The 2,375-nt window shown below is 58.9% G+C and carries 2 protein-coding genes; both read left to right on the forward strand.

What is annotated here, in order from left to right; genetic code table 11:
- The first annotated feature begins 124 nt into the window (after positions 1 to 124).
- Positions 125 to 970 (forward strand): tyrosine-type recombinase/integrase, encoded by an 846-nt coding sequence (locus tag ABEB26_RS26760; RefSeq protein ID WP_345725154.1) that lies wholly within the window; start codon positions 125 to 127, stop codon positions 968 to 970.
- On the forward strand, positions 967 to 2,061 hold the full coding sequence (locus ABEB26_RS26770) for an IS91 family transposase (RefSeq protein WP_486348341.1): 1,095 nt from the start codon (positions 967 to 969) through the stop codon (positions 2,059 to 2,061). The genes ABEB26_RS26760 and ABEB26_RS26770 overlap by 4 nt, the downstream gene beginning before the upstream one ends.
- Positions 2,062 to 2,375: the final 314 nt, after the last annotated feature.

The following is a 2,375-nucleotide window of genomic DNA, read 5'->3' on the forward strand; positions in this document are numbered from 1 at the left end:
CTCTCGCGCAGAGAGTCTGTCGCCCATTGGTCTCATGATCGTTCCACTCTTGGCACGATTCCTCCTACTCGTTGGTCATTGATCAACGAATAGGAGGCCACCCATGACCACACTCCGCCACCGGATGATCGAGACCATGCAGCTCCGGGGTTTGTCTGCCAATACCCAACGGGCCTATCTCCAAGCCATTCAATGCCTCGCCGAGTACTACCATCGTCCCCCAGATCAGCTCTCCGACAACGATATTCGCCACTATTTCCTGTATCTGCACACGGAGCGGCGGGTTGCACGTAGCACGAGTACCATTGCCCTGTGTGCGCTGAAGTTTTTGGTCGAATATGTCCTCCATCGGTCATGGCCGACCCTCGATCTGGTTCGAGCACCCAAAGCCCACACCCTCCCGACGGTGTTGAGCCGCGACGAGGTTCAAACCCTCCTGGCCCTCGTGCGGCTGCCACATCACCGTGCATGTCTCACCACGATCTATGCCTGTGGGTTACGTTGTATGGAAGGTATCAGCCTGCGGGTTACACAGATTGATGCTGCGAGAATGGTGCTCCATGTCCAAGCTGGCAAAGGCACCAAAGATCGGCTTGTCCCTCTCCCTGCTCCCCTCTTGACGCTGCTCCGCACCCACTGGCAAACCCATCGTCATGCCATCTGGCTGTTTCCAGCCCGGCATCGTGGTCACGCACCCACGACGGCACACCAGCCACTTGCCAGTGAAAGCTTGCGTGCGGTGTGGCGGGCAACCGTGCGGCAGAGTGGCATTCAGAAACATGTGACCATCCATACGCTCCGTCACTCGTGGGCCACGCATCTGTTGGAGGCGGGGGTCAATCTCCGCGTCATCCAAGCGTGGCTCGGCCACCAATCGCCGCAAACGACGGCGCTGTATACCCATCTTTCGCCACGCACGCTCACTGATGCCGCCAAGATCTGTGACGATCTGTGTAGAGGCCTGCCATGATCACGCTTAACATGGTCTTTCAACGATCGGGAGCAACCTATCGTGCTGCCCACGTGATCACGCCCCAGCAGCACCATGTCATGCGGGCGATTGAGCGCTGTCGCACAGCGGAGTTGGGAGGTCAGGTCTTCACCTGTCCGGCCTGCCAGACCACGCGCTATAGCTACCATTCCTGCCGGAATCGTCATTGCCCAACGTGTCAGCACGAGGCGGGGCAGACGTGGTTCACCAAGCAACAGGACTGTCTTCTCCCTGTACCCTATTTCCTGATCACCTTTACGATCCCAGCGGAACTCCGGGATAGTGCTCGCGCTCACCAGCGCGAGGTTTACACTGCGATGTTTCGGGCATCTGCCGCCGCCCTCCAGCAGCTGGCCGCTGATCCGCGGTTCTTGGGTGGGCAGCTCGGCATGCTTGGTGTGCTCCATACGTGGACGCGTGACCTCCGCTACCACCCGCACATCCATTATCTGGTGCCGGCAGTGGCGCTGACTCCGGATGAACGCGTTGTTCAACCGCCAAACGCCGATTTTTTGCTCCCCGTCCGTCCATTGGCGATCCTGTATCGGGCGAAGCTCCACGCATCATTCCGCCAATACCGCTTCGCCGCGACCATCCCCGCTGCGACGTGGCAGCAGCCCTGGGTCGTGGATTGTCGTCCCGTTGGCACCGGGGAAACCGCGTTGAAGTATCTTGCGCCCTATGTCTTTCGGGTGGCATTGAGCAACAATCGAATTTTGGCTGCCGACGATACCCACGTGATGTTTCGCTATCGCCACAGTGCAAGCGGCGCGTATCGGACATGCGCACTGCCGACGCTCGTGTTTATTCAGCGCTTTCTGGCGCATATCCTGCCAGCAGGGTTTGTTAAAGTGCGCTATTACGGTCTGTTCAGTCCGGGTCGCCGTGCTATGCTAGCCCACATGCGTGCGCAACTCGCCGTGGGTCAAGACGAGATTCCACCGAAAGATCCAACCGTCTTCTCCTCGTGGGCGCATGATCTGGCACGATGTCCGCAGTGTGGAACCCAGATGCAGCGACAGATCCTCGTAGCGTGGCACGGGCGAGCACCCCCGATGCTGAAGGCCTAACGTGCGGCGGGAGCAGGCCAATTCCGGCATGACCATCAATGCTGGGCTGCTTGGTGTGCCATCCGCCACGGCTGATGATGCCTGCCTGCTTACTCTCAGAGTGCAGATTCATCCTGATGACGATACGATGCCAGCATCGTCGGCATCCTACGGAATATCCTCACATCAGGACGCATCCCGACCCGTGCTGTTGGACGCTATTGCTGATAGTTCCCCGACGAGAAGTCCCCACTGAATCCCCAAATGCAGTGCTGTCGCGCTTCCTTCAAGGTGGCTTATGGGGCGGCTGCGCACCCCATAAGCCTTAATTTATT

The organism is Herpetosiphon gulosus (assembly GCF_039545135.1).
In the GTDB taxonomy this organism is placed as follows: domain Bacteria; phylum Chloroflexota; class Chloroflexia; order Chloroflexales; family Herpetosiphonaceae; genus Herpetosiphon; species Herpetosiphon gulosus.